We start from the raw sequence: 25,126 nt of genomic DNA, 5'->3' as shown, positions 1-25,126 counted from the left end.
GCCGGCCCGGCGACGCCCGATGCGTGCGGCCGCTATTGGCCGCCTCCAAGCGTCATCTTCACGATCTTGTCGGGGTCCTGCACCGAGCCGTTATTGGCCTTGGAGCCCTTCTTGATCTTGTCGACCACGTCCATCCCGGAGGTGACAACGCCGACGACGGTGTAGTTGTTGTTCAGGAACTCGGCGTCGCCGATGCAGATGAAGAACTGCGAATTGGCCGAGTTCGGATCACCCGAGCGGGCCATGCCGACAGTGCCGCGCTTGAACGGAGCCGAGGAGAACTCGGCCGGGATATTGGGCAGGCTGGAACCGCCGGTGCCGTTGCCCTTGGGGTCGCCGGTCTGGACCATGAACCCGTCGATGACGCGATGGAACTTCAGGCCGTTGTAGAAGCCTTGTCCGATCAGGGTCTTGAGCTGCTTGACGTGCTTCGGCGCGATCTCCGGACGCAGCTCGATCGTGACCCGACCGTCCTTGGTCTCGAGGGTGACGGTGTTCTCGCCCGCCCGCGCCGGGGCGGCGAGGAGCATGGCGGAGAGGGCGAGGCCGAGGACGGCGTGGCGGCGATTCATGCGGGCAAAGGCTCCGTGGAGAGGATCAGGATTTCGCGAAGCGGGCGGCGAGTTGCGCGGCCACGACCGGCGGCACGAAGGGCGAGACGTCTCCGCCCATGGCCGCGATCTGGCGCACCAGGGTCGCGGTGATCGGCCGCACACCGGTGGAGGCGGGCAGGAACACAGTCTGGACCTCGGGGGCCATGGCGCCGTTCATGCCCGCGAGCTGCATCTCGTAGTCGAGATCGGTGCCGTCGCGCAGGCCGCGGATGAACAGGCGGGCCTCGCAGCGTCGGGCGGCCGAGACGGCGAGGTCGTCGAAGGTGACGACTTCCAGGCTCGCGCCCTCGGCGGCGGCCAGCGGCCCGCAGGTCTCGCGCAGCAGGGCGGCGCGCTCCTCGGCCGTGAACAGCGGCGCCTTGCCCGGATGCACGCCGATGGCGAGCACCAGCCGCGGCACGAGGCGGCAGGCCTGCCGCACCACGTCGAGATGGCCGTTGGTGACCGGATCGAAGGAACCGGCATAGAGGGCGGTGCGGGTCGTCACGGGAACGGGCCTAGAGCATTTTGGAAGCGAACGAAACCCGATGGGTTTCCGAACCCCGTCATTCCGGGGCCGCGTAGCGGAACCCGGAATCCACCCGTGATGCGCGGCGCCCGGCCCCAGTCGAACCATGGCGGCCAGTCGTGGATTCCGGGTTCGCCTGCGGCGCCCCGGAATGACGGGCGTTGAGAGAACGGTGATGCGTTGTGCGCTCAGGCATTCAGACGGCCGTAAAGGTCCTCCCACTCCGGGTTCATCGCCTCGATCAGCGCGACCTTCCAGGCGCGACGCCACTTCTTGAGCGCTTTCTCACGGGCAATAGCCTCGTCGATCCGATCGTAAACTTCGTACCAGACGAGGCGGTCGACGCCGTAGCGAGCTGAGAATCCCGGTGCCGCCTTCGCCCTGTGCTCCCAGATGCGTCGGCTCAGGTTCCGCGTGACGCCGAGATAGAGCGTGCCGTCCCGCTTATGTGCGAGAAGGTAGACGGCACAGATCACACTACCCTCCCTCCGTCATTCCCGGGTTCGCCTGCGGCGCCCCGGGAATGACGCGTGGAGGCCTCAGGCCTCGTCCTCGCCGTTCTCCTCCTCGCCCTCGATATGCTCCACCGAGACGACGCGCTCGGCCTTGTCGGTGTTGAACACCGTCACACCCTGCGAGGCCCGGCCGACGATTCGGATGTCGTCCACCGGCACGCGGATGAGCTGGCCGGCATTGGTGACGAGCATGATCTGGTCGGAGGCCTCGACGGGGAAGGAGGCGACGAGGTGGCCGTTGCGGGCATTGACCCGCATCGCCGTGATGCCTTTGCCGCCGCGGCCGGAGGTGCGGTACTCGTAGGAGGAGGAGCGCTTGCCGAAGCCGCGCTCGGACAGCGTCAGCACGTACTGCTCGGCAGCGCCCATCGCGCTGTAGCGCTCCTGCGAGATCGCGGCTTCCGCCGTGCTCTCCTCGGCCTCCGCCGCATCCCCCTCGTCGCCGGCATCGCCGATCACGGCGCGGCGCATCTTCAGGTAGCCGGCGCGTTCCTCGGGCGAGGCGTCGAAGGCATTGAGGATCGCCATCGAGATGACGCGGTCGTCCTTGGCCAGCGCGATCCCGCGCACGCCGGTCGAGTCGCGGCCCTTGAAGACGCGCACGTCCTCGACGGGGAAGCGGATGCACTGGCCGAGCGCGGTCGTGAGCAGCACGTTCTGGTCGGCGCGGCAGATCTCGACATGGACGATGTGATCGCCCGGATCGAGCTTCATCGCGATCTTGCCGTTGCGATTCACCTGGACGAAGTCCGACAGCTTGTTGCGGCGAACATTGCCGGAGGCCGTCGCGAACATCACGTCGAGCGTCTCCCAGGACGCCTCGTCCTCGGGCAGCGGCATGATGGTGGTGATGCGCTCGCCCTCGTTCTGCAGGTGCAGGATGTTGACGAGCGCCTTGCCCCGCGCGTTCGGTGCGGCCACCGGCAGGCGCCAGACCTTCTCCTTGTAGGCCTGGCCCTGGTCGGAGAAGAACAGCACCGGCGTGTGGGTGTTGGCCACGAACAGCCGCGTGACGAAATCCTCGTCACGGGTGCTCATGCCGGAGCGGCCCTTGCCGCCGCGCTTCTGCGCCCGGTAGGTCGAGAGCGGCACGCGCTTGACGTAGCCGGCATGGGACACGGTCACGACCATGTCCTCGCGGGCGATCAGATCCTCGTCCTCGACGCTGAAGTCGGAATCGATGATCTCGGTCTTGCGTGGGGTGGCGAAGAGTTCGCGCACCTCGGCGAGTTCCTGCTTGACGATGGCCTGGATGCGGGCGCGCGAGCGCAGGATGTCGAGATAGTCGGCGATCTCGTCGGCGAGCTTCTTCAGCTCGTCGCCGATCTCGTCGCGGCCCAGCGCGGTGAGGCGCTGCAGGCGAAGATCGAGGATGGCGCGCGCCTGCGTCTCCGACAGGCGGTAGGTGCCGTCATCGGCGACCCGGTGGCGCGGGTCGTCCACCAGTGCGATCAGCGGGGCGATGTCGTGGGCTGGCCAGTCGCGGGCCATCAAGAGTTCGCGGGCGGTGTTCGGGTCCGGCGAGGTGCGGATCAGGCGGATCACCTCGTCGATGTTGGCGACCGCGATGGCGAGACCACACAACACGTGGGCGCGCTCGCGCGCCTTGTTGAGCAGGAACTTTGTGCGCCGGGAGACGACCTCCTCGCGGAAATCGTTGAAGGCCTGGAGCAGGTCCTTCAGGTTCATCAGCTCCGGGCGGCCGCCGTTGAGCGCCACCATGTTGGCGCCGAACGAGGTCTGGAGCGGAGTGTAGCGGTAGAGCTGGTTCAGCACGACGTCGGCCATGGCGTCGCGCTTGATCTCGACGACGATGCGCATGCCGTCGCGGTCGGATTCATCGCGCAGGTCCGAGATGCCCTCGATGCGCTTGTCCTTCACCAGCTCGGCGATCTTCTCGATCAGCGTCGCCTTGTTCACCTGATACGGGATCTCGGTGAAGATCAGCGCCTCGCGCTCTTTCCGCAGTTCCTCCACATGCGAGCGGGCGCGCATGATGATCGAGCCGCGACCGGTGGTGTAGGCCTGCCGGGTGCCGGCCCGGCCCAGGATCATGCCCCCCGTGGGGAAGTCGGGGCCCGGCACGATCTCGTTGAGCGCCTCGATGGTGAGGCTCGGATCGTCGATCAGCGCGACGCAGGCATCGACCAGTTCGCCGAGATTGTGGGGCGGAATGTTGGTGGCCATGCCCACCGCGATGCCGCCCGCGCCGTTGACCAGCAGGTTCGGGAAGCGGGCGGGGAGGACCGTCGGCTCCTCGTGGGCCTCGTCGTAGTTGGGCCGGAAATCGACGGTGTTCTTGTCGATATCGGTCAGCAGCGCGACGGCGGGCTTGGCGAGCCTCGATTCGGTGTAGCGCATGGCCGCGGCGGGATCGCCGTCGACCGAGCCGAAATTGCCCTGCCCGTCGATGAGCATCAGGCGCATCGAGAAGTCCTGCGCCATGCGGACCAAGGCGTCGTAGATCGATTGGTCGCCGTGCGGATGGTACTTACCGATCACGTCGCCGACGATGCGCGCCGACTTGACGTATTTGCGCTCCGGCAGGTGCCCCGACTCGAAGGCCGAGTAGAGGATGCGCCGATGCACGGGCTTGAGGCCGTCGCGGGCATCGGGCAGGGCCCGACTCACGATCACGCTCATGGCGTAATCGAGATAGGAGCGGCGCATCTCGTCGGTGATGGAGACGGGCTTGATGTCGGTTGCGGGCGGGGGCGTGCCGGCGCCGGGGGCGTCGTTGTCGTCTGCCAACGTCGTTCTCTCGTTCTTCTGTTCGGTTCACCCGCTGCCAAACGCCACCGGGTGGGACGGAAAGGCCAGCACGGGGCGACTCCTCCGATCCACTCCCTCATCCAGAGGTGCCCGCGTCAGCGGGCCTCGAGGGATCATCCAGCCATCGCGCGGGACCTGGAGGATCCTTCGAGGCCGCTTCGCGGCACCTCAGGAGGAGGACGTCGGACGGGACACTCCGCCAGCAGCCAAAGGCCGTCGTTTCAGTTACTTAAATATGAATTACGAGGCTTCGGCACAACATCCGAGGCCCGGCGGACCGCGCTTTGCCGCGCCCTTATCCCCCACGCGCCAGCATCGCCTCGGCGGCCGCCAGATCCTCCGGCGCGTTGAGGTTGAGGAAGGGATCGACCGGCTCCACCGGCCAGGACGCAACGGCCGCCCCGTGCCGCTCGATGAAGCCTCCGACCCGCCGCTCGCCGCGCCCGAGCCAGTCACGCAGGTCGTGGCGCAGATCGACCGGCCAGAGGGCGGAGGTGAAGTGGCGCCGCTCACCCGACGCCGCCAGCGCAATCGGCTTGCCCTCGGCCGCCGCGGCGACGAGCCGGGCGATGAAGTCGTGCGGCAGGAACGGCGCGTCGCCGGGCACACTGGCGACATGGGTGACGCCGGGCAGGGCTGCGGCGGCCTCCATCCCGGCTAGGATGCCGGCCAGAGGCCCCGGATGTTCCGGGATCGTATCGGGCAGGACGGCGCCGGAGAACACGTCGCGGAAGCGGGCCGGATCGCCGTTGGCGCTGAGCGCGAGGCCGCCCGCGCATTGCGGCTCGAGGCGCTCGGCGACGCGCTCCAGCAGGGTGCGCCCGGCGAGACGGCGCAGGGGCTTGTCGCCCCCGCCCATCCGCCGCGACAGGCCGCCGGCCAGGATCAGGCCCAAAACACGCGACCCGGAGACCGGCGGGAGACTCACTCGATGACGATCTTGGGCGCCGCCCGGCCGGCGGGCGCGCCGGTGAGGTTGCCCCAGAGCTTTTGCGCGATCTCGCGGTAGACCTTGGCCTGCGGCCCGTCCGGATCGGTCGCCACCACCGGGCGGCCGGCATCCGAGGTCTCGCGGATCGCCATGGTGAGCGGAATCTCGCCGAGGAACGGCACCTCCAGCCGCTCGGCCTCGTGGCGGGCGCCGCCATGGCCAAAGATCGCGGAGGCATGTCCGCAATTCGGGCAGATGAAGGTCGCCATGTTCTCGATCACGCCGAGGATCGGCACCGAGACCTTGCGGAACATGGTCACGCCGCGGCGGGCATCGATCAGCGCCAGATCCTGCGGCGTCGAGACGATGACGGCGCCCGAGAGCGGCGTCGCCTGGGCCATGGTGAGCTGGGCGTCGCCCGTGCCCGGCGGCATGTCGACCACAAGCACGTCGAGTTCGCCCCAGGCCACGTCGCGCAGCATCTGGGTGATGGCCGACTGCACCATCGGCCCGCGCCAGATCATCGCCGATTCCGGCTCGATCAGCAGGCCGATCGACATCGCCTTCAGCCCGTAGGCCTGAAGCGGCTCCAGGGTCTTGCCCTCGATCACCCGCGGCTTGCCGGAGAGCCCCAGGAGCTTCGGCACCGAGGGGCCGTAGATGTCGGCATCCAGCAGGCCGACCTTGAGCCCCTGCGCGCTGAGGGCGAGCGCGAGGTTGCAGGCGGTGGTGGATTTGCCGACGCCACCCTTGCCGGAGGCGACCGCCACGATGTGGCGCACGCCCGGCAGCGCATTGCCCTGACGCGGCGGCGGCGGCGCGCCGGGTCCGGGCGGGCGCGGTGCAGCGCCCTGAGCCGGTGCGTTCGACCCGCGCTCGGCGGTGAGGCTCGCCAGCACGCTCGACACGCCGGGCAGGGCCAGCACGCGCCCTTCCGCCTCGCGGCGCACGGGCTCAAAGCGCTCAGCCTCGCTCGGATCGATCCGGATCGAGAACATCACCCGGTTGCCCGGATCGATCACCACCTGCGAGAGCCGGCCGGAGCCGGGCAGGGTGGTGCTGCCGCCGTCCACTGAGACGGTCGAGAGCGCCTTCAGCACGTCGTCGCGGGTGATCGCCAAAACTCGAACTCCATCGGGCGCCGGGACGGGATCGAGCCCGCTTCCGTCCATCTAACCGCGCCTGCGGGAAACACCAGCCCGGGCGCCCCGTCTCAGCGCTGTCCCGGCGGAACCGCGATCAGGTTGCACTGTTCCATCGGCCCGCGCACGACTGAGCCGTCGCCGCGCCGGTAGAAGCCGCGGCGCACATGCCGACAGCCGACGGGACCGCGCAGCCGCTTCACCCGCTCGATATGGACGCTGCCGTAGCGCCGGTTCGAGAAATCGTGTCCGCCGATGCGCACGCCGGGGCCGAACCGCACCTCCGCGGAGGCCGGCACCGCCACGGTGACCAGCAGCATCGCAAGCAGCGCACCCCTCATCCCACTCTCCGGCAAAGCTTCGGCGGAACCCCTGAACCAAGATCGGCTTCGCTCGTTGTCGAGGCAATCGCCGGGCGGCGAACTCTCGACCAGGGTCGCCCGCTTTGCCCGGCTCGCGCCATTGACGACAGACGGAGTACGCATTCCATGCACCAGGGCAACCATCGCGACCACGAGGGCGCGAAGAAGCTCTTCGAGCTGACCAAGGACGTCAAGGTCGCGATGCTGACCACGGCCGACCAGAACGGGACGCTCAACAGCCGTCCGATGTGGAACAACGAGATCGACGAGAACGGCGACATCTGGTTCTTCACCAAGCTTCACAGCCCGAAGACCGCCGAGATCGGCCGCGACAATCAGGTCAACCTCGCCTACTCGGACCCGTCGAGCCAGACCTACGTCTCGATCGCTGGCAAGGCCGAGGTGATCCGTGACCAGAAGCTCATCGACGAGAAGTGGCAGGAGAGCCTCAAGACCTGGTTCCCCAACGGCAAGAACGACCCCGAGGTCGGCCTGATCCGCATCCACCCTGAGCAGGGCGAGTACTGGGACAGCCCGTCCTCGACGATGGTCCACCTCTACGGCTACGTGAAGGCCTCGCTCACCGGCGAGAGCCCGAAGACCGAGACCAAGAAGGTCAACCTCGCCTGATCCTTTTGGGGAGTGGGCCTCACGCCCCTCCGCGGATGTTCGGCGTCCCTGCCTGCGGCAGGGACGCCTTTTTTGTCATGAGGCCCTGCGCTCGTCGGCGTTGATCGCCCGGGCGATCCGTCCCAAGCTCGGCCGACGCTCCCCGAACACGGACGGCCCATGATCGACCTCGCGAAGCGGGTCTACGACCACAATTTCCGCATCGACCCGATCGTGCGCTCGCTGCTCGATACGGATTTCTACAAGCTCCTGATGGCGCAGATGATCTTCCGCCGTCACCGCGACGTGGACGTCACCTTCGCGATCCAGAACCGCACGAAGAGCGTGCGGGTGGCCGACGAAATCGACCTCGGCGAATTGCGGGAGCAACTCGACCACGCCCGCACGGTGGGCCTGAGCCGGGGTGAATCCACTTGGCTCCGCGGCAACACCTTCTACGGCAAGCGCCAGATCCTCTCCTCCGACTTCATGGCGTGGTTCGAGGAATTCCGCCTGCCCGAATACGAGTTGGAGGTCCTCGAGGGGCAGGTGGCGCTCACCTTCCACGGTCCCTGGGTTGAGACCACGCTATGGGAAGTGCCCGCACTCGCCATCCTCAACGAGCTGCGCTCCCGCGCGGTCCTGCGCGGCATGGGCAAATTCGAGCTTCAGGTGCTCTACGCCCGGGCCATGACCCGCGTCTGGGAAAAGATCGAGCGCCTGAAGCGCCTCCCCGATCTCTCCATCGCCGATTTCGGCACGCGGCGCCGCCACGGCTTCCTGTGGCAGGATTGGTGCGTTCAGGCGATGAACGAGGGGTTGGGCGAGCGGGCTTTTCTGGGCACCTCGAACTGCCTGATCGCCATGCGCCGCGAGGTCGAGGCCGTGGGCACCAATGCTCACGAACTGCCGATGGTCTACGCTGCGCTCAGCGGCGACGACGATGCGGCGCTCGCGCAGGCGCCCTACGCGGTGCTCGCCGACTGGCAGCAGGACTACGCCGGCAACCTGCTGGTGGCTTTGCCCGACACCTACGGCACCACCGGGTTTCTCGCCAACGCGCCCGACTGGCTCACCGCCTGGACCGGCATCCGGATCGATTCGAAGGAGCCGATCGAGGGCGGCGAGGAGGCGCTCGCCTTCTGGCAATCGAGGGGCTGCGACCCGCGCGAAAAGCTCGCGATCTTCTCCGACGGGCTCGACATCGACGATATCGAAGCCATCCACGCCCATTTTCACGGCCGCATGCGCATCGGCTACGGCTGGGGCACGCGGCTCACCAACGATTTTCGCGGTCTCGTGCCGGAGGGCCGCCTCGACCCGATCTCGGTCGTCTGCAAGGTGACCGAGGCCGAGGGACGCCCGACGGTGAAGATCTCGGACAACCCGAGCAAGGCGCAGGGGCCGCCAGCGGAGGTGGAGCGCTACAAGCGGGTGTTCGGCGTGGGCGAACAGACGGCGATGGCGGTGGTGGTGTGAGGCTGGCCGCTCTCTCAGGCCGCCTGCCAGGGATTGATTACGTCGATGCCGCAATCCGAAAATCCGCCCATGTCGCGGGTCGCGATACGGTAGCCGGTCGCGGCCGTAATCGCAGCGATAAGTGCGTCGAATCCTTCGATCGGTCGCCCCAGCTCGCGCCGTAGCGAGACGATCCGGGCATAATGATCCGCAGCGCGATCATCGAATGGCAGAACGTGCTCGGCGAATTCATCGTCGAAAATCGCTGTGACGGCCGCCCTAATGCCGTCCCGACGGCGACCGGCTGGCAGGATGGAAGCCCCGTAGAGGAGTTCGGCTCGATTGATGCTCGTCGTGTACAGCGCCGATCGCGGTTGAGCGGCAAGCCATTCGAGAACGCGCGGGTCGGGCGTCGGCCGTATCAATTCGGAGATAACGTTGGTGTCGAGAACGATCATTCCGAGAGACGCGGTGGATCGCGAAGCGACACGGCGGGATGTTCGTCAAGTTCGACGCCGCCGAGATGCGACACGCGGCGGCGGATCGCCTCTGCGAGATCGAGGCCGGTTCCATCCTGCGCGTGCAGGCTGTCCCGAAGAATGGTCTGCGCCTCCGCCTCGACGGATCGGCCACTTCGCGCGGCCCGCAGGCGCAGCCGCTCCCGAAGCATCCCACCGGGATCGCGGATGGTGAGGCTGGTCGATGGGCGCGAGGGAGCCATGCCACTTTTGTAGAAATGATTGCGGGAACCTGCAACGATCGTGCGAAAGTGGCGCCGAACTCGGATCATCCGGCGCCACCTTCACTTTTCCGCCTTCGCCGCCCACTTCGCCACCGCCTTCTTCCGCCACGGCGCCTCGGCCTCCCAGTCGCCTGCCATGATGCAGCCGTAGGGCTCCACCGTGTCGACGATCTCGGCGAGATCGTACTTGGCGATCTGAGCTCGGACTCTGCCCGCATCCTTGTAGGCGCCCGGCAACTCCGAGAGGTCGGGCCGCCCGCAGAAGAAGCGCACGTCGATGCCCTCGGGCAGGACGGGCACGTGCTCCCGTAGGAAGGCCGTCCGGCTCATGTTGCGGCCCGCCCCGTGCGGGGCGAAGCCGCGCGAAGCCGCGTGGTCGCGGTGACGGGTAATCAGGATCGGCTCGGCCATGTTGAGCGGGATCAGCGTGCGCCCGTCATCGTCGGCCGAGAACCCTGCCCAGGAAGGGGTCGCCCCCTTGCCGTGATAGTAGAGCCCGTCGTCGCGGCGGAAGACGAAGTTGTGCTCGTTCCAGAACCGGTCCGCGACGGCATTGCCGGTCCGTCGTGCCACGAGGTCGTGGAGCGCGAAGTGGCTCGCCTTGGTCCAGTCCCGCACGATCTGCAGCGCCTCCCAATAGGCCCGGCCGTCGTCGGATTCCGCCTTGATCCAGGCATTGTGCGCCGGAACCCGCGGAGCGACGATCGCCGTGTGGCGGCGCGCCACCGCCATGCCCTTCTTGTAGAGCTGGGCGCCAAGCCCGCGCGAGCCGTGATGGGTGACGAGCGCCACCTGCCCGGTCGAGGCGAGGTGCCCGACAAAGGCGAAGTGGTTGCCGTCGCCCTGGCTGGCGAAGTGGCCGACCGCCAAGTTCGCGAACTCGGCGAGGAAGCGGTTGCCCGCAACCCCCGCCATCACCGCGTCGGGCGGCGCGACCGCGCCCTTGCGGCCACCGGGACCGAAATGCGTGACCGCCTGCATCGCGTCGAGCACGCGCTTCGGGTCGTCGGCGCGACGGAACACGGTGATCGCCACCGAGCAGCAGATGTCGGCCGAGTGGAAGCCCGGATGGATCGCATCTGCGCAGGCCACCGCGCCACCCACGGGGATCGTGCCCTCCGCCAGCCCCGAGGGGCAGGCATCCGGCATCACCGCGCCCTTGACGATGGTCGGCACCCGCATGAGCGCGTCCATATGCGCGATCACGGCCGCCGCGTTCGCCCGCTCGGCCTCCGTCTCGGCGTCGAGGAAGACGCCGAATTCGAGGCTGTTCGTGCGCATCGGGACCGCGTGGGCGGCCGGGTCGAGAGTGGTCAGGTGCGCGCGGATCGCCGCGTCGTCGCAGCCCTCGAGGCGCAGAGCGTTGGCAAGGGAAACCGCCCGCTTGAACCATTCGCCGGGCTGGAAGCCCCAGGCGATGAGGTCGCGTCCGTTGATCGCGGTCATGCTGCCGCTCCGTCTTCTTGATTCTTCGGGATTGGGGCGGGCGGCGTGTCGCCGTCCGCCCCTCTCGATCGTGCATCGTCTCTGTCCGAAAGCCGGAGGCCACCTTTCGGAACGATGCCTGCGTCAAGCACGGATGAAATCCGCGATCAGCGCGGGCGCCGCCGTGTCGAACCCGACCACGTCGAGCATGCCCGCGTCCTCCGGACCGGCGATGCTGAAGCCGTTGGAGACGAGCCCCACGACCACGAGCTTGGCCGGAATCCCGGTCTTCTCCCGGTATTCCCGCAGCGCCTCGACCGGGTGGACCGGGCCGGCCCAGGTCTCCGAGTCCGTGTAGACCACGAACGCGTCGGCCCGGACGCCCCGCTCCAGCGCCCACCGCATCGGCAGCGAGCAGTCCGTCCCGCCGAAGGGCAGGTCGGCGGTTGCCGCCACCGCCTGATCGAGCCGCATCGACGGCCCGATCGGCAGCGCGGTCAGCCCCCCACCCCGGCTCCAGGACTCGCCGGCCTCGGCGGTGAAGCCGAGCACCTGCCAGTGCTCCTCGGTCGCCGCGGTGACGAGCGCCGCCGCGGCGGCCGCCTCGCGGGGCGTCAGCGAAGAGCTCGCGACGGAGCCGCAGCTCATCGAGCCGGAGACGTCCAGCGCCAGCACGAGACGCCGGCCCGTGGGCTCAACGTTTCCGAAGGCGGTGTAGAACGCCGCGTTCAGCGCCTCGACGATCGCCGCTACCGGCTCCCAGGAGAGCCGGCCGCGCTGTCCGCGGCCCGACGCGTAGGTCCGCAGCGCCACCAGCAGCGCCATCGGGTGCAGGCGCGCCTCGAGCAGGCGCTCCCGGTCCGACAGCACGGAGACCACGTGTGCGGTCGCCGCGGTGAAGGGCGCGAGCGCCCCCGACGCGGTGAGCCGGCCGAGCTGGCGCACGAGGGCGCCGACCGGCATGCGCTCGATCAGGGCCTCGTTCACCGCGCGGCTCGTCATCAGCCCGGTCGGCAAGGCCTCCCAAGGCAGATTGTGCGAGCGCACCTGCGCCGCGGCGTAAGCGCCGTCGACGCCCTCCGCCTGCACAGAGGCGAAGGCGTGGACGAGGGCGGGCGTCTCTTCGCTCAGCGTGCCGCGGCAGATCCAGTCGAACAGCGCCTTCCGCGCCGGCTCGTCCGTCTCCGGATGAGCCAGCCGCAGGAGGTCGCGGTGCGACCAGCCCTGACGGGCGCGGACCTTCACCGCCTGATAGGCGAGGGCCTCCACCGGACGCGCCCGGTACCAGTCGCCGACCGCGCGCCGCAGCGCCCGGCCCCAACCGCGCATCGCCTCGACGGCGCCCGCAAATTGGAACAGGTGCGTGCCGGTGCGGCAGACCCGGGGCAGGGCGGCGAGCGCCAGCCGGCGGGTCGCCTCAGCCTCCGCGGAGGCCGCGAGGGCGAGCGCGAAGATCGCCGGATCCTGCTTCGGAGCCCGGCCCGCCTCGCTCATCGCGACGATGGTCGCGACCGCGCGCGCCCCGTCCTCGGCGATGCAGCGCATCACCGCGACCGCGTTCTCCCGCGAGAGCGTCCGCTCGCCCGCGTAGTAGGAGCCGCCCTCGGAGCCGAGAACGAGGAAGCGGTCGAGCCGCGCCCAGTCGCTCAGCGCGAAGACGTGGCCGCCGGCCGAATTCGGCACGGTGCGGGGAAGGGGCTCCGACTGCAGGGTGCGCCGGAGCGAGAACAGCTTTCCATAGTTCAACATCGCTCGCTCCTCTCTCCGCGAGGCTTTTTTGGGATTGTCCCCGAGGTTCGTTGCGGCGCGCGGCCGTAACTCTTTGCAGCGCTCAGGCTTCGAACCTCAGGACCCGATCACCTTCGCAATCCGACCCGCGCGGCCGAATCTCTTTGTCAGTTCAGCAGCCGTGCAGGCATGGAGGGGAGACAGGCGGTCAGCTCGCGCGGCCTGCGTCGCCCGTTCGCCACCCGGGCATCGGACCTCGCGGCCCGTGGGATTCGAACCCGGCCTTTCGGCCGACGATCACCGGTCTCCATCGGCCCGCACGGCCGGTTCTCATGTTCGTTCGCGCCCGCCGGTCGGACGGGTGTCCGACTTGCCGGCCGCGCGGTCATGGGGTGAGGAAAGGGGCGCTCTACCCGACTGAGCTACGGGCCTCTCGACCCGGCGGGACTCGAACCCGCGACCACCTCATTAAGAATGATAACCATTCCTCTTCGGCCCGCGCTTTTTGAATGTTTTCCTACGATCCTGCCGTGAACGACCCTGCGGTCATGGACGTCGGGGACGGGTCTGCTGAGCTACGGGCATGACGCCCGGCGAAAGTCGAATTCGCGACTTCCGCGGCACGAGCCGCGGCGCTCTACCGAAAACCGTCCCCGTTCGGCCCGCAGGGGCCGCCGGGATGGGGAAGGGGATGAGGGGCCGAGCCGGAGCGGCGGCCACGCGGGCATGGGGGTGCGGACGGGAATGTCCTTGCGGACAACTGAGCCGTCCGCCCGAAGGCGTCAGGCGTTCGACTCCCTAAGGTAACCGTCCGCTATCGGCCCGCGTGGCCGAGCGTATCTCGCGCGACCGGATACGATCGGATCGACCTTGGCCGCTCGGACCCTGGACGGGCGAAAGCGGCGACGCAGAGATCGTCGTGTTTCATGCCTTGCTCCGTCGAGGCGGGGCCAATGGGAGACGCGGACGTGTGAACGGGCGATCGGATGGCTTCACGTGATAGGTGATAACCGATGCCCACCGGCCCGCGCCGGTGATCATGTTCGGGTCGTAAGCCGGGCGTGGGTGCGAAGGAGCGAAGCTAACCCGTAAGGGTAAGGGGTAACGCTCGTTTCTCTGGCCCGGCTGAGCCGATGGGCCTGTGCTTACGGTTGTACCGTGGATGCGTCAATCGCAAACTTGAAAATTCTTTCAGTTTCGCCCATCTCCACCCCATGCTGACCCCCGCCAATCCTCCGGCCATCACCCCCGCCCAGATCCGTGCCGGTCGCGGCCTTCTCAAATGGACGCAAGGGGTTCTGGCCCATCGTGCCAGCATCTCGGCGGTGACGCTCAACATGATCGAGAGCGATCAGGTCGCCCCGCGGACCAAGACCCTCGCCGCAATCCGCTCGGTGCTCGAAGGGGAGGGCATCCGCTTCATCGGCGACGAGAGCGAAGGCTTCGGCGTGGTGATGCGGCCGCGTGCCGACGCGTCACGGAGGCCGGGCGCGCAAGAGCCGCAGCAAGAGCCTCAGGCCGCGAAGACGTCGAGATCCATGCGGGCCGCCGAGTGAGCGCCCGCATCGATCTCAACGCCGATCTCGGCGAGGGCTTCGGCCCCTGGCGCATGGGCGACGACGATGCGCTCCTCGACATCGTCACCTCGGCCAACGTCGCCTGCGGCTTCCACGCGGGTGATCCTGACATCATGGTCGAGACGGCCGCCGCGGCGCGCAACCGGGGCGTCGCCCTCGGCGCCCATCCGGGTTTTTCGGATCTGCGCGGCTTCGGACGCCTGCGCATCCAGGAGAGCCCGCGACGCATCGAGCGGGACATCGCCTACCAGATCGGCGCGCTCCAGGCCTGCGCCGCCCTAGCGGGCGCCCGCGTTACCCACGTCAAGGCGCATGGCGCGCTCGCCAACCTCTCGAACGAGGACGAAGCGATCGCCGACGCGCTCGCCCGCGCCGTGGCCGGCGTCGATCCGAGCCTCGCCCTAGTGGTGATGCCGGGGCTCGCCGCCGAGCGCGCCGGAGAACGGGTCGGTTTGCCCCTCGTGCGGGAGATCTACGCCGACCGCGCCTATGCCGAGGGCGGCACGCTCGCTCCCCGCGACGCGCCGGGGGCGGTGATCCACGAGGCGCAGGAGGCGGCGGCGCGGGTCGTCCGCATGGTCTCGGAGGGCGCGGTCTTCACGCTGGGCGGACGCCGCATTCCGGTTGCGATCGACACGGTCTGCGTCCACGGCGACAACCCGGAGGCTATCGCGATGGCGCGCGCGGTGCGCACGGGGCTGGAGCGGGCGGGCTTTAGCCTCCGGCCCTTCGCTCAATCCTCCGCCCGATCATCCGCAGCGTCCTGACGACCACACCGGTACGGCAACGTTTCCGGGATCGAATTCCGCCTGCTCACGGTTTCTTGAGTTCAGGCGCCCTGGCGCGCCGCCTGCCGCGCGAGCCCGCGCGGCCCCTGAGCAGGACGAAGGTCCCGCGATCGCGATGCGATCCGTTGGGCCCTCGATCGAAGCGTGGCGTAAGAGGGAAGTTCGGCCTGACATGAAGCGTATATCCCCCGGTGAGGGCTTCATCGTGCCGCCCCGCCCCACGCGGGTCGCCGCCGCCGAGACGCCCAAGGGTCCGCTCGCCTCCTCTCTCGTCGTGTTCGCGATCATCGTCGCGGGTCTGTTTTTCGCGCGCGAGGTGCTGATCCCGATCGCGATCGCGGTGCTCCTGTCCTTCGTGCTCGGTCCGCTGGTGAACTTCCTGCGCCGGCTGCGGCTGGGGCGGGCGGTGGCGGTGCTGGTCTCGGTGCTGTTCGCCGCCGGCCTCATCGGCGCGGTCTCCACCGTGATCGGGGTGCAGGTCGCCGAACTCGCGCAGGACGTGCCGCGCTACCAGCGCACCGTCGAGCGCAAGATCGAGGGTCTGCGCAACGGCTCGCTCGGCCAGACCATGGACTACATCGCCAACATCAACCGGGCGATCCACCAGGGCGGCGAGGAGAACAAGGAGAGCGCCGAGCGGGCCAAACGCGAGCAGGCCGCCCGCGACAGCGCCCGCAAGGCCGAGCCGGAGCCGGCCAAGCCCCTGGTGGTACAGGTGGAGGAGCGGCGCCCGAGCCCGCTCGAACTCGCCACCACCGTGCTCTCGCCGGTGGCGCAGCCGCTGGCCACCGCCGGCATCGTCATCGTCGTCCTCCTCTTCATCCTGATGCAGCGGGAGGATCTGCGCGACCGCCTGATCCGGCTTGCGGGCTCGAGCGACCTCCACCGCACCACCGTGGCGATGGACGACGCGGCGCGGCGCCTCTCGCGCTATTTCCTGGGCCAGCTCGCCCTCAACACCGCCTTCGGCATCGTCATCGGCGTCGGGCTCTGGTTCATCGGCGTTCCGAGCCCGGTGCTGTGGGGCATCTTCGCGCTGGTGATGCGGTTCGTGCCCTATATCGGCGCCGTCCTGTCGGCAGTGCTGCCGATCGCGCTCGCGGCTGCCGTCGATCCGGGCTGGAGCATGGTGCTGGCGACCTTCCTGCTCTTCGCCCTCGTCGAGCCGATCGTCGGGCATGTCATCGAGCCGCTGGTCTACGGCCACTCCACCGGCCTCTCGCCCTTCTCGGTGCTGGTCTCGGCCCTGTTCTGGACCTGGCTGTGGGGACCGGTCGGGTTGCTGCTCTCGACGCCGCTCACCGTCTGCCTCGTTGTGCTCGGGCGCCACGTCGACCGGCTCGAATTCCTCGACGTGCTGTTCAGCAACCGACCGGCCCTGACCCCGGTCGAGAACTTCTACCAACGCATGCTCGCCGACGACCCTGAGGAAGCGCAGGAGCATGCCGACCTGATCCTGCGGGAATGCTCGCTCTCGGCCTATTACGACGACGTGGTGCTGAAGGGTCTCGAACTCGCCGCCCGCGACGCCGCCCGCGGCGTGCTCACCCCCGACCAGAAGGACGAGATCCGCGCCTCGATCACCGCGCTGGTGGAGGATCTGGAGACGCGCGAGGACGCGGTGCCCGATCCTACCTCGAAAACCTCCCGCCTGCTCGGCGACGGGACGGGGGACGGGAACAGCGCCTGCCAGAGCGATCCGATGCCGCAGCCCGACCCCGACGACCTGCCCGAAGCGTGGCGCGCCGACGGCGCGGTGCTCCTCGTCTCCGGCCGCGGCTTCCTCGACGGTGCGGCGGCGGCCATCGCCGACCAGCTCCTGCGCAAGCGCGGCTTCGGCACGCGGCAGGTGCCCTTCGCCGAGGTCGCGCGGGTGCGCATCGGCGCTTGGGAGCCGGGTCCGGCCCAGGCCGTCTGCGTCATCTCGCTGGCTCTGTCGGGCGAGCCGACCCATCTGCGCCGCCTCGTCTCGCGGCTGCGCCAGAAGATCGACGCCGTGCCGATCGTCGCCGGGCTGTGGCGCCTCGACGATCCGATGCTCTCCGACGAGGCCCTGCGGGCCAAGCTCGGGGCGGACGACCATGTCACGTCGCTGCGCGACCTGATCGAGACGATCCTGGTCATCGCCCGCCACGAGGGCGACGGCGGGGCCGGTCCCGATGCCGCCGAGCGCCGCGATGCGGCGACCCCTCCGCGTCAGGCCCTGCCCGAGCCGGCTTGACGGGACGGGTTGACGGAAGGACTTGCCGGCGTCTTCGTCTCAGGCGAGCAACGGAAGGCTGCCCCTCGATGAGCGTCGTCGATCTCGCCCAGTTCATGGAAGACCTCGCCACCCAGTCCGGGGCGGCGATCCTGCCGTTCTTCCGGGCGCATTTCGGCCTGGACGACAAGTCCCACGGCACGGGCCGCGCCTTCGACCCCGTCACCGAGGCCGACCGCGCGGCGGAAGCCGTGATGCGGCGGATGATCAAGGATCGGCTGCCCAGCCACGGCATCCTCGGCGAGGAGTTCGGCTCCGAGCGGGCGGATGCGGAATGCGTCTGGGTGCTCGACCCGATCGACGGCACCCGCGCCTTCATCAGCGGATTGCCGACCTGGGGCACCCTGATCGGGCTCACCCATCACGGCGCGGCGGTGCGCGGCCTGATGCACCAGCCCTATCTCGGCGAGCGCTTCCTCGGCGACGGCAAGACCGCGAGCGTGCGCACCGCCAAAGGCGAGCGCCGCCTCCACACTCGCCGCCTCGACTCGCTCGGCGCGGCCATCCTCGCCACCACCGATCCGCGCCTATTCAGTGAGGGCGAGGAGGCCGAGCGCTTCCGGGCGGTGGAGGCAGACGTGAAGATGTCACGCTACGGCGCCGACTGCTACGCCTATTGCATGCTGGCGGCAGGCCAGATCGACCTCGTGGTCGAGGCGGGATTGAAGCCCTACGACATCGTCGCGCTGATCCCCATCGTCGAGGGTGCCGGCGGGGTCGTGACGAGCTGGGACGGCGGACCGGCCACCGGCGGCGGCCGGATCGTCGCGGCCGGTGACCGTCGGCTCCACGAGGCGGCCTTGAAACGCCTCAACCCGTAGGCCTTGGCCTCTAGAGCATCGTGCTGGAGATCAGATCCAGCACGATGCTCTATCCTCTTGTTTGTGCATCGTCTTTTTCCGAAAGCTGGCGGCCACCTTTCGGGACGATGCCCCAGCGTTTCCGCTGGAGGGATGCGGTTGGCCGTCAGGCGGCGTCGCCGGGGCGCGAGCCGCCTCGGCGACGGGTTTTCGATCAGGCGAAGATCAGATCCTTCACCTGCCCGGCCAGCGCGGTATCCCACGACCAGTTGGAATGGCCGACGAGGTCGCTCGTACGCAGGACATCCAGCGGAACCGCGCCCTGGCCCTCGGCCACGACCTTGTCGTTTTTGATCAGGCGCATGTAGCCGGCCTCGTCCACGCTTGCCTGCCACTTCGCCATCTCACCCTCGACGATCGTGTCCAGGGCGGTGATGCGGTGCTTGGTCGTGCCGGTGAAGATCTCGAACGCCATATCGTCGCCGTTGCCGACTTGGCCGAGCCAGATGTTGTCGCTGTCCGGGCCGTTGCCGGTATCGAAGACGCGCTGGAAGTGGCCGCCGCCGAGATCGTCGAAGCGGACTTCGGCGAACATCTTGAAGGCGCCGTCGATCTCGGGGATGGCCTTGTACGGCGTGATGGTCAGGTCGCTCACCTCGCCGACGAGGGGCTTGTCAGCGGCCCAATTGGATTTGCCGACGAATTCGTTGGCCCGCGCGATATCCTTCGGGACGATGCCCTGCCCCTCGGCCAGGAGGACGCCATCCTTGAACAGGCGCATCCAGCCGGTCTCGTTGACGCTCGTCGTCCATGTCGCCTCCTGACCCTCGACGATCGCCCCCTTGGCCACGACGTTGGCGGACTTGCTGCCGTTCATGATGGTGAACTGCATGTCGTTCGACGTGCCGATCTGTCCGAGAAAGACGTTGTCGGCGCCGGCGCCGTTTCCGAAATCGTAGACGCGCTGCCACGCGCCGGCATCGAGATCCTCAAACCGGACCGTCGCGCTCGCAGTGAAGGCGCCGTGGATGTCGGGCAGATCGTCCTTGAAGGTCAGATCGTAGACGCTGCCTTTCAGCGCCGTGTCGGCCCCCCAGTTGGACTCGCCCACGAGGTCCTTCACGCGTGTCACGTCGCGCGGCACGACCCCCTGACCCTCGGCGACGCGTACGCCGTCCTTGTACAGTGACATCCAACCCCGCTCATCGACGGCGGCGGACCAACGCGCCTCCACGCCCTCGGTGATCGCGTTCTCGGCGGTGATGCGATGCGTGATCGCGCCGTCGAGGATCTCAAAGGCCATGTCGCGTCCGTTGCCGACTTGGCCGAGCCAGATGTTGTCGCTGTCCGGACCGTTGCCGGTATCGAAGACGCGCTGATAGAAGCCGCTCGCGAGATCGTCGAACCGAACCCGCGCGGTGACGCTGAACGCGCCGTCGATCTCGGGGATGTCGGCGCGATAGGCTTCGTCGGCGGCGGCGTTCAGAGCCATTTCGTAGGTTTCGCCGCGGCCGGCTGGCCCCGTGCCGTAGCGCGCCTGCAGGTGGGCAAGGAGCCCCGACATGCCGAGCACGGTGTCATCGAAGTTCAGCGCGTCGATCGAGGTCAGCGTGTCGATGCTGCCCGAGGCGAGATGTTTGATGGAGACCGAGCCGCCGCCGTCCGCATTGTAAAGGGCCAGGTAATCGCGGCTGCGGCCTGCGAACACGGCGCTGTCGGTGCCGTCGCCGCCATCCAGCGCATCGCTTCCAGCACCGCCGACGAGCGTGTCGTTGCCGGCCCCGCCGAAGAGCCGGTCATTGCCCGCACCGCCGTCGATCCAGTCGTCGCCCCCATAGGCATAGAAGGTGTCGCTGCGCGTGCCGAGCGAGAGCTTGTCCGCCCGCTCAGTCGCAATCGGCGTCCCCTTGTCTTGGAGCATGGCCAGATCGAGGTCCGAGATGGCCGGACGCCCTCCCCAGGGGGAGTAAGGATCCATCAGATCCTCGATCCCCCAGACATGCGCGCGGGCTCCATCGAGCACGACCGGGCCGCCGAAAACCGTCCGCGTGTTATCACCGTTGAAGACCGGCGCGCCGTTGGGCGCGGGCGTGGCCGCGAAATCGACGAAGCCGAGCGCGTGCCCGATCTCGTGCTGGAACAGGGCGAAAGCATCGATCTTGTTGCCCGGAACCGCGGCCGTTCCGGCCGGATCGTAGAACAGGTCGCCCAACCGATGCTCGCCGAGCGTGACGGTCCCTTCCGGGGTCCCGCCGTTCCCGTCATACCCCTCGCGCGCCTCGAGGATGGCGGCGTATTCCCACCGCGTTCCGCTCCAGGCCCAATTGGGACCGCCATTGGCGAGGTAGTTGCCGCCGCCAACATTGCCGACACCGATCGTGATGTCGATCGTACCGTTACCTTGAAGATATTTGGCCCAGCCGTCCGCCGCACCCTGCGCGGTCGCGAGGATCAGACTGGCCCGATCGCCAGCCATCGAGATCGAGTAACTATTCGCCCAGGTGACTGAAATCTTCGTCATCGTTGAATCCTCGGAGCGCCCTGAGCACCGGGCCGTCGTGGGATTGATCTCCCCGGCCGATACAGCGGACTTTGAGATTGGCTTTGCCGAGCCGGCGATCGATATTACGGGTCATTCCCCGTGCTGGTTGCAATCTAACCCGGCCGTATTGTTCCGCGATTGACGAAAAGATTAAGATTTTACAAACATACCACTGTATTATTGCCAAATGTATTTATTTCATACAGGGATATCAGGTCGATACACTCTGAAATCCCGATAAAATACTTTCCATGCGCCGTGTCAATTGACTTTCACGCCGCTGCGCCTTGAGAAAAAATCGACAAACAAGAATACCGGAGCACTTGCTTGACGTTACGGTCGAGGTCGCCGAAACGCTGCTCATTAGGCCGCAATTTATCCGAATAATATGATAATACTCAAATCAAATACTTAAAGAGAGAGCATTTAGATCGGTGATGCCGGTCCCGATTGATCGCTTCGGTTCCACACTTCCCGCCGTCATTCCGGGGCGCCGGAGGCGAACCCAGAATCCACGACTGACCTCGACGGGAGACGCGCCTGCCGCATCACGGGTGGATTCCGGATTCCGCTGCGCGGCCCCGGAATGACGGGGGACGGCTATCCCGAAGGGATCAACCGGACACCGTATGATACGGTCTCCGCTGGATCGCCTCGGTGTCTCTTCGTCATTGCGAGGCGAAGCGCAAGCAATCCAGGGCTCCGCACTTTCCGGAAATGTCGCGTCCTGGATCGCTTCGGCTTCGCCTCGCGATGACGGCGTTGGGTCAAAACCGAAGCGACCAATCGGAAACGGTATGAGACGTTTTCAAACGGGAGGGGACGCCAAAGTCGCCACGCATAGGCGGCGAAGCTGCAGCGCAATCCGCCGATTGGAAATTGCGCCTCGTGGCCGGCTGCAGACGCCCGTCCTTCGCTGCCAGGGCCGAGGATGGCCGCAGCAACGGCCTCCTGCATACCGGCGCCGCCGGAGGCACCGGAAATCCTGCTCATCGGATCGGAACCCGGCCCAGCCGAATTTCGGCCGCAGGCGGCGATCCGATCGCCCACCGCACGGGTTCGCCGAGACGTCCTCGGCATTGGGCAAAGGGCGCGGACAGCTCCGGAGGGAGAGAGTCCGCGAGGCCCACTCCTCTCAGCCGGCGACGGGAAAGTAGGGCGCTGCGTCCCTTGTGGCGGAACGAGAGACGTGGCCGGGGATGAACGCGTCGAACGCCGCCCAGAAATCGGTGCGGATCGCGTCGCATTCGCTGAGGATTTCGTGGCGGGCACCCGGCAGCACGATCAGGTGCCCGTTCTTCAATCGGGCGACGAAGCGCTCGATCGTCGGGGTGCCACAGACGGGGTCGGCCCCCGCGCCGATGATGAGACAGGGCGTGCGGATCCGCCGGATCATCGCCGGATCCTGGAGCCGGCGCATCATCCGGAAAGCGGAGGCGAGCCAGGCGATCGTCGGATCGCCGACCGCGCCGGCGCCGACCTCGCGCGCGGCGGCCGCGTTGCGAGCATAGCGCACCGGATCGGTCGAGAGACGGTTGCCGGGAAACGGCTTGGTGGCGATCGAGACCTTGCTGCCGGAGGGCACGTAACAGCGCCCGAGGCCGAGCCGCTGCAGCCCGCGCGCGAGCAGCGAGACCGCCGCCGGCCAGCGCACCATGCGGATGGACAGCATCGGCGCGACGGTGACGAGGCGCTGGAACGGCAGCCAGCCCTCGGCCGAGCCCGTCAGGGCCACCGCTCCGCCCATGGAATGGGCGAGCCCGAAATACGGCTCGGGCATCATCGGCACCAGCACCGCCTCGGTGATCGCCTTGAGATCGAGGCGGTAATCGTCGAAGTGGCGGACATGGCCCTTGTGGGCATCGCGGACCTGCCGGCCGGAATCGCCCTGGCCGCGCCAGTCGAAGGCGACCACGCAGAAGCCGCGGGCACGCAGATCCGCGATGGTCTCGAAATACTTCTCGATGAACTCGGCCCGGCCCTGGAGCAGGCAGACCGTGCCCTTCACGCCGCGCGTGGTCGGCTGCCACGTGGCGACGCGCAGGGGCACGCCGTCCTCGGTCTCGACCGGCACGAGGCGGGCACCGGGCGGCACTGGATTGCCGGGGGTGGGTCGAAGGCTCAGCACGGCAGGTGGGCCCCTACAGCATCGTCCTGGATATTGGATCCAGGACGATGCTCTATTCTCCTGTTTTTGCATCGTCTTTTCGCGAAAGCCGGCGGCCACCTTTCGGGACGATGCCCAAAAAATTTTTCGCTCAAGCTCACGCGAAAACCTCGCAAGCAGACCCTTGCGCGGTTTTTGGCTCCCACCAATATCAGGGGCGCGCCGGCCGAGACGGCGGCGCGACGGTCCGGCCCACGGGCGGACCCGAATACATCGAGCATGTTGCTTCTTTTGGAGGATATGTGATGCGTCAGTTCGATCTGGCTCCCCTGTACCGTTCCACCGTCGGTTTCGACCGCCTGTTCTCGGCCCTCGACGGTTTCGTCAGCACCGAGGCTGCGCCGACCTACCCGCCCTACAACATCGAGCGGACGGGTGAGAACGTCTACCGCGTCACCGTCGCGGTCGCCGGCTTCACCGAGGCCGACCTCTCGATCGAGGTGAAGGAGAACGCCCTCACCATCAAGGGCGAGCGTAAGCCCGCCGAGGGCAAGGCGTCCGAGGTTCTCTACCAAGGCATCGCTGCCCGCGCCTTCGAGCGCCGCTTCCAGCTCGCCGATCACGTTCAGGTGACCGGCGCCGCGCTCGAGAACGGCCTCCTCCACGTCGATCTCGTCCGCGAGGTCCCGGAGGCGAAGAAGCCGCGCCGCATCGAGATCGCCAGCCGGCCGTCGAGCCAGCCGGTCATCGAGGGCTCGGTCCAGAAGGCCGCGTAACCGCTCGGCCGTACCGACGACAGTCCTGAAGGGGAGCGCTCCGGCCGTCACGGCCGGGGCGTTTTCGCGTCGGGGGCTTGGAGCCTCGTCCCGGAAGCTTGCCACCGGCTTTCGGAAAAAGACGATGCAAAGACGATGCTCTAGAAATCGCCGAAGCGGTCGCCGCGGCTCGGCTCGTAACAGGTGAAGCCGACGAAGCAGCCCGGCGTGTCGCGGGTCGGCACGAAGGCGCGCCGGCCGATCTCGGTCACCTCGCAGAACGAGCGGTCCCGCACGAAGCGATCGAAGGTCGCGCCGCCGGTACCGAGCACCGCCGCCCCCTGCCGCATGACCACGGCCCGGGCCTGGGCGCAGGTGAGGTTCGTGGTGGAGAGGCGCTGCGCCAGGGCAGGGCCGGTGCCGGCGATGAGCAGGGCCGTGGAGGCCAGGGTGCATCGCGAGAGGAGGCGTCGCATGGGAGAGATCCGGCGCGAGAAAATCTGTCTCCTCAACAGCGCCGATCACGGATGTATCCCGTCGAGTTCCGGCAGCAGGACCACGCTCTCCTGCTCGTTCGGATCGGTGCGGGCGATGATCGCCGTGCAAGGCTCGCTCGGGCTCGGATTGTAGGGCAGGTGCGGCACACCGGCCGGAATGTAGAAATACGCGCCGGGTTGCAGCTCCGTGTGGTGCTCCAGCCGCTCCCCCCACCACGTGCAGGAAGTGCCGGAGAGCGCGTAGATCGCGGTCTCGTGGCCCTCGTGCTGGTGGGCCTTGGCACGGGCGCCGGGCGGGATCGTCACCATCTGCAGGTGGATGCCGGTCGCGCCCGCCGTCTCCGCCGAGATGCCGGGGGCGTAGGACAGCCCCTGCTTTCCGACGAACGCATCGCCGGGTTGCACCAGCCGGCAGTGTCGCTCGCCGGTCCCCGCCATCGCTCACAGATCCCCGAACGCAAATTGTCCCTGGGGCGCGGCCGGCTTCTTCGCCGCGCGCGGCGCGTCCTTCCGGGCGAGGGGTTTTGCGCGCGTCCTCGGCTGCGGCTTGGGGTCGGCGCGCATCCGGGCCTTTGCCCGATCACGGGCCACCGCCTCGGGGGCGTGCGGATCGTCGTCGAGCCATTTGCCGCGCTTGATCACCTCGTTGACCCGGCCCTGGTTCACCCCGACCTTGAAGGCGATCTCCTGCTGGGTCATGCCGGTGGAAGCGTGCAGCTCCAGGATCGCGCGGGCGAGGTCGGGTGTCATCTTCTGGCCGGTGATGCGCCGGGCCGGGCGGATGGTGCGGGTCTGCCGGTCGCGCTCGCGCAGGCGCTCCAGCAGGGCGAGCGCCATGTGCATGCCGTGCTCGCGCAGAGCCTCCTCGAATTCCTTCAGCGTCGCCATGGCAGGCTCCTCGTCCGGGGGGCGGAGGTCTGGCGGGACAACACCGCGTCCCCGCCCCAGGTTGCGGCCCAGGAGGCGCGCGCGCGAGCGGAGGGGCAAGCCGACG

General features: G+C 68.1%; 23 protein-coding genes and 1 tRNA gene. 7 read left to right on the top strand and 17 right to left on the bottom strand.

The window, feature by feature from the left end; all coding sequences use genetic code 11:
* Nucleotides 1-32 precede the first annotated feature (32 nt).
* The 7 genes from LPC10_RS23255 to LPC10_RS23225 form a co-directional block, all read right to left on the bottom strand.
* On the bottom strand, nucleotides 33-572 hold the full coding sequence (locus tag LPC10_RS23255; RefSeq protein WP_166061017.1) for a peptidylprolyl isomerase: 540 nt from the start codon (nucleotides 570-572) through the stop codon (nucleotides 33-35).
* A gap of 25 nt (nucleotides 573-597) precedes the next feature.
* Entirely contained in the window at nucleotides 598-1,101 is a 504-nt protein-coding gene (gene coaD / locus LPC10_RS23250) for a pantetheine-phosphate adenylyltransferase (RefSeq protein WP_231344606.1), read from the bottom strand.
* A 209-nt stretch (nucleotides 1,102-1,310) separates the two neighbouring features.
* Entirely contained in the window at nucleotides 1,311-1,598 is a 288-nt protein-coding gene (locus LPC10_RS23245; RefSeq protein ID WP_231344605.1) for a GIY-YIG nuclease family protein, read from the bottom strand.
* A gap of 63 nt (nucleotides 1,599-1,661) precedes the next feature.
* Nucleotides 1,662-4,388, bottom strand: a complete 2,727-nt coding sequence (gyrA, locus tag LPC10_RS23240; RefSeq protein WP_231344604.1) for a DNA gyrase subunit A — start codon at nucleotides 4,386-4,388, stop codon at nucleotides 1,662-1,664.
* Nucleotides 4,389-4,704: 316 nt separating this feature from the next.
* A complete protein-coding gene (gene mobA, locus LPC10_RS23235) occupies nucleotides 4,705-5,337 on the bottom strand; it encodes a molybdenum cofactor guanylyltransferase MobA (protein ID WP_370644608.1) in 633 nt (210 codons plus the stop codon).
* Nucleotides 5,334-6,461: an Mrp/NBP35 family ATP-binding protein gene (locus tag LPC10_RS23230; RefSeq protein WP_231347131.1), complete on the bottom strand. Its 1,128-nt coding sequence runs from the start codon at nucleotides 6,459-6,461 to the stop codon at nucleotides 5,334-5,336. Before LPC10_RS23230 ends, mobA begins: the two co-directional genes overlap by 4 nt.
* Nucleotides 6,462-6,553: 92 nt before the next feature.
* Nucleotides 6,554-6,823 (bottom strand): hypothetical protein, encoded by a 270-nt coding sequence (locus LPC10_RS23225; protein WP_231344603.1) that lies wholly within the window; start codon nucleotides 6,821-6,823, stop codon nucleotides 6,554-6,556.
* A gap of 147 nt (nucleotides 6,824-6,970) precedes the next feature.
* Here LPC10_RS23225 and LPC10_RS23220 point away from each other — a divergent pair, with 147 nt between their 5' ends.
* The gene (locus tag LPC10_RS23220; RefSeq protein ID WP_108942319.1) at nucleotides 6,971-7,474 is read left to right on the top strand and encodes a pyridoxamine 5'-phosphate oxidase family protein; all 504 of its coding nucleotides are present in this window, start codon (nucleotides 6,971-6,973) and stop codon (nucleotides 7,472-7,474) included.
* 159 nt (nucleotides 7,475-7,633) lie between these two features.
* On the top strand, nucleotides 7,634-8,932 hold the full coding sequence (locus LPC10_RS23215; protein WP_231344601.1) for a nicotinate phosphoribosyltransferase: 1,299 nt from the start codon (nucleotides 7,634-7,636) through the stop codon (nucleotides 8,930-8,932).
* Nucleotides 8,933-8,946: 14 nt separating this feature from the next.
* Here LPC10_RS23215 and LPC10_RS23210 read toward each other — a convergent pair whose 3' ends face one another.
* From LPC10_RS23210 to LPC10_RS23190, 5 genes are all read right to left on the bottom strand, one after another.
* Nucleotides 8,947-9,369 carry a type II toxin-antitoxin system VapC family toxin gene (locus tag LPC10_RS23210; RefSeq protein ID WP_231344599.1) on the bottom strand — a complete coding sequence of 141 codons (423 nt, stop codon included), beginning with the start codon at nucleotides 9,367-9,369 and terminating at the stop codon, nucleotides 8,947-8,949.
* Nucleotides 9,366-9,632: a plasmid stabilization protein gene (locus LPC10_RS23205; protein WP_231344598.1), complete on the bottom strand. Its 267-nt coding sequence runs from the start codon at nucleotides 9,630-9,632 to the stop codon at nucleotides 9,366-9,368. Before LPC10_RS23205 ends, LPC10_RS23210 begins: the two co-directional genes overlap by 4 nt.
* 81 nt (nucleotides 9,633-9,713) lie before the next feature.
* Entirely contained in the window at nucleotides 9,714-11,099 is a 1,386-nt protein-coding gene (locus LPC10_RS23200) for an RtcB family protein (RefSeq protein ID WP_231344597.1), read from the bottom strand.
* Between the two features lie 123 nt (nucleotides 11,100-11,222).
* Entirely contained in the window at nucleotides 11,223-12,827 is a 1,605-nt protein-coding gene (locus LPC10_RS23195; RefSeq protein WP_231344595.1) for a TROVE domain-containing protein, read from the bottom strand.
* Nucleotides 12,828-13,239: 412 nt separating this feature from the next.
* Nucleotides 13,240-13,300, bottom strand: a tRNA-Ser gene (locus tag LPC10_RS23190).
* A gap of 720 nt (nucleotides 13,301-14,020) precedes the next feature.
* Between LPC10_RS23190 and LPC10_RS23185 the strand changes: the two genes are divergently transcribed.
* The 4 genes from LPC10_RS23185 to hisN all read left to right on the top strand — a co-directional run bounded on the left by LPC10_RS23185 (nucleotide 14,021) and on the right by hisN (nucleotide 18,252).
* A complete protein-coding gene (locus LPC10_RS23185; RefSeq protein WP_231344594.1) occupies nucleotides 14,021-14,362 on the top strand; it encodes a helix-turn-helix transcriptional regulator in 342 nt (113 codons plus the stop codon).
* A 53-nt stretch (nucleotides 14,363-14,415) separates the two neighbouring features.
* Nucleotides 14,416-15,150 (top strand): LamB/YcsF family protein, encoded by a 735-nt coding sequence (locus LPC10_RS23180; RefSeq protein WP_231347130.1) that lies wholly within the window; start codon nucleotides 14,416-14,418, stop codon nucleotides 15,148-15,150.
* A 193-nt stretch (nucleotides 15,151-15,343) separates the two neighbouring features.
* Entirely contained in the window at nucleotides 15,344-17,392 is a 2,049-nt protein-coding gene (locus LPC10_RS23175) for an AI-2E family transporter (protein WP_231344593.1), read from the top strand.
* Nucleotides 17,393-17,460: 68 nt separating this feature from the next.
* Nucleotides 17,461-18,252: a histidinol-phosphatase gene (gene hisN / locus LPC10_RS23170; protein ID WP_166061007.1), complete on the top strand. Its 792-nt coding sequence runs from the start codon at nucleotides 17,461-17,463 to the stop codon at nucleotides 18,250-18,252.
* Nucleotides 18,253-18,445: 193 nt separating this feature from the next.
* Here hisN and LPC10_RS23165 read toward each other — a convergent pair whose 3' ends face one another.
* A complete protein-coding gene (locus tag LPC10_RS23165) occupies nucleotides 18,446-20,752 on the bottom strand; it encodes a hemolysin (RefSeq protein ID WP_231344591.1) in 2,307 nt (768 codons plus the stop codon).
* Nucleotides 20,753-21,908: 1,156 nt separating this feature from the next.
* A complete protein-coding gene (locus LPC10_RS23160) occupies nucleotides 21,909-22,901 on the bottom strand; it encodes an alpha/beta fold hydrolase (protein WP_231344590.1) in 993 nt (330 codons plus the stop codon).
* Between the two features lie 284 nt (nucleotides 22,902-23,185).
* On the opposite strand from LPC10_RS23160, the gene LPC10_RS23155 reads away from it, so the two are divergent.
* Complete coding sequence (locus tag LPC10_RS23155) at nucleotides 23,186-23,656, top strand: Hsp20 family protein (protein WP_231344589.1); 471 nt, start codon at nucleotides 23,186-23,188, stop codon at nucleotides 23,654-23,656.
* Nucleotides 23,657-23,796: 140 nt separating this feature from the next.
* Here the strand turns inward: LPC10_RS23155 and LPC10_RS23150 are convergent, their stop codons facing one another.
* The 3 genes from LPC10_RS23150 to LPC10_RS23140 are packed head-to-tail and all read right to left on the bottom strand — an operon-like array spanning nucleotide 23,797 to nucleotide 25,020.
* The gene (locus LPC10_RS23150; protein WP_231344588.1) at nucleotides 23,797-24,111 is read right to left on the bottom strand and encodes a hypothetical protein; all 315 of its coding nucleotides are present in this window, start codon (nucleotides 24,109-24,111) and stop codon (nucleotides 23,797-23,799) included.
* Between the two features lie 45 nt (nucleotides 24,112-24,156).
* Complete coding sequence (locus LPC10_RS23145; protein WP_231344587.1) at nucleotides 24,157-24,570, bottom strand: cupin domain-containing protein; 414 nt, start codon at nucleotides 24,568-24,570, stop codon at nucleotides 24,157-24,159.
* Between the two features lie 3 nt (nucleotides 24,571-24,573).
* Nucleotides 24,574-25,020: an RNA polymerase subunit sigma-70 gene (locus LPC10_RS23140; RefSeq protein WP_231344586.1), complete on the bottom strand. Its 447-nt coding sequence runs from the start codon at nucleotides 25,018-25,020 to the stop codon at nucleotides 24,574-24,576.
* Nucleotides 25,021-25,126 lie beyond the last annotated feature (106 nt).

It is taken from the genome of Methylorubrum sp. B1-46, assembly GCF_021117295.1.
Classification (GTDB): Bacteria; Pseudomonadota; Alphaproteobacteria; order Rhizobiales; family Beijerinckiaceae; genus Methylobacterium.
This window is presented reverse-complemented; position numbering and strand designations above follow the sequence as displayed.